Below are 6,032 nucleotides of genomic sequence, written 5' to 3'. Positions count from 1 at the left end.
CCTCTACCATACTCTAGCTCGACAGTTTTGAATGCAGTTCCCAGGTTGAGCCCGGGGATTTCACATCCAACTTAACGAACCACCTACGCGCGCTTTACGCCCAGTAATTCCGATTAACGCTTGCACCCTCTGTATTACCGCGGCTGCTGGCACAGAGTTAGCCGGTGCTTATTCTGTCGGTAACGTCAAAACACTAACGTATTAGGTTAATGCCCTTCCTCCCAACTTAAAGTGCTTTACAATCCGAAGACCTTCTTCACACACGCGGCATGGCTGGATCAGGCTTTCGCCCATTGTCCAATATTCCCCACTGCTGCCTCCCGTAGGAGTCTGGACCGTGTCTCAGTTCCAGTGTGACTGATCATCCTCTCAGACCAGTTACGGATCGTCGCCTTGGTGAGCCATTACCTCACCAACTAGCTAATCCGACCTAGGCTCATCTGATAGCGCAAGGCCCGAAGGTCCCCTGCTTTCTCCCGTAGGACGTATGCGGTATTAGCGTCCGTTTCCGAGCGTTATCCCCCACTACCAGGCAGATTCCTAGGCTTTACTCACCCGTCCGCCGCTCTCAAGAGGTGCAAGCACCTCTCTACCGCTCGACTTGCATGTGTTAGGCCTGCCGCCAGCGTTCAATCTGAGCCATGATCAAACTCTTCAGTTCAAACATCTTTGGGTTTTGAGAAAACCCTAAACTTGGCTCAGCAATCGTTGGTTACATCTTTGATTTCTCGCGGAGTAACTTGTGATGCTGATAATCTGTTGACTAGCAGTCTGACTCCACAAGCACCCACACGAATTGCTTGATTCAGTTGTTAAAGAGCGGTGGGTTGAGCCTTTCGTCTCAACCGAGGCGCGCATTCTACAGCGCCCGGTGTATCTGTCAAGCGGTTATTTTAAGAAGTTTTCAAAGTTTCCTCTGCAACTTCAACCACTTGCGCTTCCGATCTCTCGTTAGCGGGAGGCGAATTCTACAGCGTTACTCGCTGCTGTCAACACCTCTTTTTGACCGCTTTCGATCGAGAAGATCGAACCGTTAACGGAGCCAGAAAAACCGCCCCACTAACTGCTTCCCACGCTTCGATGACCTGAAGCCCCGCGCTGCCGAAAATCGTTTAACTCATTGAAACTCAAGGAGTTTTTCGTTTCGACTGCGCCGGAAGTGGGGCGAATTATAGACTTCCAGAATTTGCCGTCAACACCTATTTTCATATTTCTGTCACAACAGCCAAAAGCCCCCGCAAACACAGAGGCCGGTGTCCAAAGACACCGGCCTCTTCACCCACCTACCGCTTACAAGCTCGGGAAGGCGAACTGTGACGCCTCGTGGCTGGCACGCTGCGGCCAACGCTGGGTAATGGCCTTGCGACGGGTATAGAAGCGCACCCCGTCCGGACCATAGGCATGCAGATCGCCGAACAGCGAACGCTTCCACCCACCAAAGCTGTGGTAGGCCACGGGCACCGGCAAAGGAACGTTGACGCCTACCATGCCGACTTCGATTTCATCGCAGAACAACCGCGCCGCCTCACCATCACGGGTAAAGATGCATGTGCCGTTGCCATACTCGTGATCGTTGATCAGTTGCATCGCCTCTTCCAGGCTGTTGACCCGGACGATGCACAGCACCGGCCCGAAAATCTCTTCTTTATAGATGCGCATCTCAGGCGTCACGCGATCAAACAGGCAGCCGCCCAGGAAGAACCCCTCCTCATGCCCAGCCACGCTCAAACCGCGACCATCGACAACCAGCGACGCACCCGCCGATACGCCATCTTCTATATAGCCGCTGACCTTGTCGCGATGCTGACCGGTCACCAATGGCCCCATGTCCAGTCCGCACGACGTACCCGCGCCGATTTTCAGTGACTGGATCTGCGGCACCAGCTTGGCGACCAGCGCATCCGCCACCTGATCGCCCACACACACCGCCACGGAGATCGCCATGCAGCGTTCGCCACACGAACCGTAGGCCGCCCCCATCAGCGCACTGACGGCGTTATCCAGATCCGCATCCGGCATCAAGACCGCATGGTTCTTCGCCCCACCCAGTGCCTGCACGCGTTTGCCGCGCCGGGTGCCTTCGGCATAGATGTATTCGGCAATCGGCGTGGAGCCGACAAAACTCAGCGCCTTCACCTCCGGCGCTTCGATCAGCGCGTCCACTGCAGCTTTGTCGCCATGCACCACGCTCAATACGCCTTTGGGCAACCCGGCTTCCAGAAGCAATTGGGCGATCAGCAACGTCGAACTCGGGTCACGCTCGGACGGTTTGAGGATGAAGCAGTTGCCACAAACGATCGCCAGCGGGTACATCCACAGCGGCACCATCGCCGGGAAGTTGAATGGCGTGATGCCCGCCACCACGCCCAAGGGCTGGAAGTCTGACCACGCGTCGATGTTCGGTCCTACGTTACGGCTGTATTCGCCCTTCAGAATCTCCGGTGCCGCGCAGGCGAATTCAACGTTCTCGATCCCGCGCTTAAGCTCTCCAGCCGCGTCTTCCAGGGTCTTGCCGTGCTCTTCGCTGATCAACTGGGCGATGCGCGACTCGTTCTGCTCCAACAACTGCTTGAACCGGAACATTACCTGCGCTCGTTTGGCCGCCGGTGTGTTGCGCCAGGCAGGGAAAGCCGCCTTGGCGGCGTCGATAGCTTGCTGAACCGTCGCACGATCGGCCAGTGGCACCTTATGAATCGCCTGGCCGGTGGAAGGGTTGAACACGTCGGCGGTACGAGCGCTGTCGCTCAACAGTTCGCCATTGATCAAATGCGCAATGAGGCTCATGGGGACTCCAGAATGTTATCCACAGGCGCCCGCTGCCGGACGCCCGTATTGAAAGCTATATAGAGGGACGCGTCAGTCGAGTTTGTTCAGCACTTCACCGACCGCATCGAACAAGCGATCCAGATCCTGTGGCTTGCTGTTGAACGTTGGCCCGAATTGCAGAGTGTCACCGCCGAAACGCACGTAGAACCCCTTTTTCCACAACGCCATGCCAGCCTCGAACGGGCGCACGATCGCATCGCCATCGCGGGGCGCAATCTGGATTGCCCCGGCCAGGCCATAGTTGCGGATGTCGATGATGTTCTTCGCCCCCTTCAAGCCATGCAAGGCCTTCTCGAAATGCGGAGCCACCTCGGCCACGCTTTGTACAAGGTTTTCCTTTTGCAGCAGATCCAGTGCCGCCAAGCCTGCCGCGCATGCCACCGGATGCGCCGAATAGGTGTAGCCATGGGGGAATTCCACTGCGTACTCAGGCGTCGGCTGGTTCATGAACGTCTGGTAGATCTCGGAGCTGGCAATCACCGCGCCCATGGGGATCGCGCCATTGGTAACCTGCTTGGCAATGCACATGAGATCCGGGGTCACGCCGAAACTATCGGCACCGAACATCGAACCGGTACGGCCGAACCCGGTGATGACCTCGTCGAACACCAACAAGATGCTGTGCTGATCGCAGATTTCCCGCAGGCGCTTGAGATAACCCTCAGGCGGCACCAGTACGCCAGCGGAGCCGGCCATCGGTTCAACAAACACCGCGGCGATGTTGGAGGCATCGTGCAGTTCGATCAGCTTCAACAGCTCATCGGCCAAGGCGATACCACCCTCTTTTGGCATGCCACGGGAATAGGCATTGCTTGCCAGCAGCGTGTGGGGCAAGTGATCGACGTCCATCATCGCCTGGCCGAACAACTTGCGGTTGCCGCTGACGCCGCCGAGGCTGGTACCGGCGATATTCACGCCATGGTAACCACGAGCACGGCCGATCATCTTGGTCTTGGTCGCCTGGCCCTTGAGACGCCAGTAGCCGCGGACCATTTTCACCGCGGTATCGGCACACTCGGAACCGGAGTCGGTGAAAAACACATGGTTGAGGTTGCCCGGTGTCAGGCTGGTGATTTTTTCCGCCAGCTGGAACGACAGCGGGTGGCCGTACTGGAAGCCCGGCGAGTAGTCGAGGGTGCCCAGCTGTTTGGCGACCGCTTCCTGGATTTCCTTGCGGGTGTGCCCGGCGCCGCACGTCCACAGGCCCGACAGCGAGTCGTAGACCTTGCGCCCTTTGTCATCCACCAGCCAACTGCCTTCGGCGGCGACGATCAGACGTGGATCGCGCTGGAAGTTGCGGTTGGCGGTGTAAGGCATCCAGTGGGCATCAAGCTTGAGCTGGCTGGCCAGGGAGCCGGCAGCATGTTCGGGCATGTTCATCGACAAAACCTCGCAGGAGAGAAGCGACAGGGATCCAAAGGCGTTCTTGCAGCTAACTTGCCACGGCGATAAAGTCGATGAAATCCAACTTTTCTAACCTTCAGTCAGCGGATCACTAAACTATGAGCGCGCGTCGTCCCGATCCGCTGGCCCAGGTCAGCGACTTTGATATTCGTCTGTTGCGCATTTTTCGCAGCGTGGTGGAGTGCGGTGGATTCTCCGCAGCGGAGACGGTGCTTGGGATCGGTCGCTCCGCCATCAGCCAGCAGATGAGCGACCTTGAACAGCGTCTTGGCCTACGGTTGTGCCAGCGCGGGCGGGCGGGCTTTTCCCTGACGGAGGAAGGCCGCGAGGTCTATCAATCAGCGTTGCAACTATTAAGTGCACTGGAAAGCTTTCGCACCGAAGTCAACGGCCTGCATCAACACTTGCGCGGCGAATTGATCATTGGCCTGACCGATAATCTCGTCACCCTGCCCCACATGCGCATCACCCATGCCCTGGCCCAATTGAAGGAACGCGGTCCAGACGTGCAGATTCAGATTCGCATGATCGCTCCCAACGAAGTCGAGCAAGGCGTACTCGACGGCCGATTGCATGTCGGCGTCGTGCCCCAGGCCAGTGCCCTTTCCGGGCTGGAGTATCAACCGCTCTACAGCGAACGTTCGCTGTTGTATTGCGCGGTCGGGCATCCGTTGTTTTATGTGGATGACCAACAACTGGACGACGCTCGCCTCAACAGCCAGGATGCCATCGCACCGACCTTCCGCCTGCCCGCCGAGATCCAGGCCCATTACCAGGCACTCAATTGCACTGCCAGTGCTTCGGACCGCGAAGGCATGGCGTTCCTGATTCTTACAGGGCGCTACATCGGTTACCTGCCGGATCATTACGCCAGCCTGTGGGTCCAGCAGGGACGGTTGCGCGCCCTCAAACCCACGGCCCGTTTCTATGATTTGAGCCTGGCGTCAGTCACGCGCAAGGGGCGTCGGCCTCATCTGGTGCTGGAGAGCTTTCTCCAGAGCCTGGCGGCAACCCGCTAACCCTTGGTCCGACATTGGCTGGGTTAGCCTGCCCCCAGCGAAAGGCTTTTAGCATGATGGCACTTGTCGGATCGCTGCCGGTGCGCTATCAACGCATTTGCTTGCCCCACAGACCCAGCCCGGAAACGCCCATGACCTTTGAAGTCCCTGCCCACGGTGGCAAGCCCACCAGCCGCATTCGTCAAAAAAACGAAGAGACCATCCTCAAGGCCGCCGAAGATGAATTCGCCCGTCACGGGTTCAAAGGCACCAGCATGAATGCCATTGCCTTGAAGGCCGGGCTGCCCAAGGCGAACCTGCATTATTACTTCACCAACAAGCTTGGGTTGTACGTGGCGGTGCTGAGCAACATCATCGAGTTGTGGGACAGCACCTTTAATACCCTCACCGCCGAGGATGATCCGGCCGAAGCCCTGACCCGCTACATCCGCGCCAAAATGGAGTTCTCCCGCCGCCATCCCCAGGCGTCCCGGCTTTTCGCCATGGAGGTGATCAGCGGCGGTGAATGCCTGACTGAATATTTCAACCAGGATTATCGCACCTGGTTCAACGGCCGCGCGGCAGTGTTCCAGGCCTGGATCGATGCCGGCAAGATGGACCCGATCGACCCCGTGCACGTGATCTTTCTATTGTGGGGAAGTACTCAGCATTACGCCGACTTCGCCACCCAGATCTGCCGCGTGACCGGTCGCAGCAAGCTGACCAAGCAGGACATGATCGATGCCGGCGACAACCTGATCCGCATCATTCTCAAGGGCTGCGGCCTGAAACCAACCTTTTAAG

The 6,032-nt window shown here is 58.0% G+C and carries 4 protein-coding genes and 1 rRNA gene (1 of these 5 running past the window's edge); 2 read left to right on the top strand and 3 right to left on the bottom strand.

What is annotated here, in order from left to right:
- From QOM08_RS03290 to QOM08_RS03280, 3 genes are all read right to left on the bottom strand, one after another.
- Positions 1-661, bottom strand: a 16S ribosomal RNA gene (locus tag QOM08_RS03290) (it extends 876 nt beyond the left edge of the window).
- Positions 662-1,290: 629 nt separating this feature from the next.
- The gene (locus QOM08_RS03285) at positions 1,291-2,784 is read right to left on the bottom strand and encodes a CoA-acylating methylmalonate-semialdehyde dehydrogenase (RefSeq protein ID WP_188252460.1); all 1,494 of its coding nucleotides are present in this window, start codon (positions 2,782-2,784) and stop codon (positions 1,291-1,293) included.
- Positions 2,785-2,856: 72 nt separating this feature from the next.
- Entirely contained in the window at positions 2,857-4,206 is a 1,350-nt protein-coding gene (locus QOM08_RS03280; RefSeq protein WP_316912559.1) for an aspartate aminotransferase family protein, read from the bottom strand.
- Between the two features lie 122 nt (positions 4,207-4,328).
- On the opposite strand from QOM08_RS03280, the gene QOM08_RS03275 reads away from it, so the two are divergent.
- Together QOM08_RS03275 and QOM08_RS03270 are read left to right on the top strand one after the other, a co-directional pair.
- Entirely contained in the window at positions 4,329-5,249 is a 921-nt protein-coding gene (locus tag QOM08_RS03275) for a LysR family transcriptional regulator (protein WP_047227434.1), read from the top strand.
- 131 nt (positions 5,250-5,380) lie between these two features.
- Entirely contained in the window at positions 5,381-6,031 is a 651-nt protein-coding gene (locus tag QOM08_RS03270) for a TetR/AcrR family transcriptional regulator (RefSeq protein ID WP_316912558.1), read from the top strand.
- Position 6,032: the final 1 nt, after the last annotated feature.

Origin of the sequence: Pseudomonas sp. P105 (genome assembly GCF_032614175.1) — a bacterium.
Taxonomy (GTDB): domain Bacteria; phylum Pseudomonadota; class Gammaproteobacteria; order Pseudomonadales; family Pseudomonadaceae; genus Aquipseudomonas; species Aquipseudomonas rhizophila.
This window is presented reverse-complemented; position numbering and strand designations above follow the sequence as displayed.

Bases quoted from the DNA above. Each gene is read 5' to 3' on its own strand.
- QOM08_RS03285 (WP_188252460.1), bottom strand. From the start codon at position 2,784: ATGAGCCTCATTGCGCATTTGATCAATGGCGAACTGTTGAGCGACAGC.
- QOM08_RS03280 (WP_316912559.1), bottom strand. From the start codon at position 4,206: ATGAACATGCCCGAACATGCTGCCGGCTCCCTGGCCAGCCAGCTCAAG.
- QOM08_RS03275 (WP_047227434.1), top strand. From the start codon at position 4,329: ATGAGCGCGCGTCGTCCCGATCCGCTGGCCCAGGTCAGCGACTTTGAT.
- QOM08_RS03270 (WP_316912558.1), top strand. From the start codon at position 5,381: ATGACCTTTGAAGTCCCTGCCCACGGTGGCAAGCCCACCAGCCGCATT.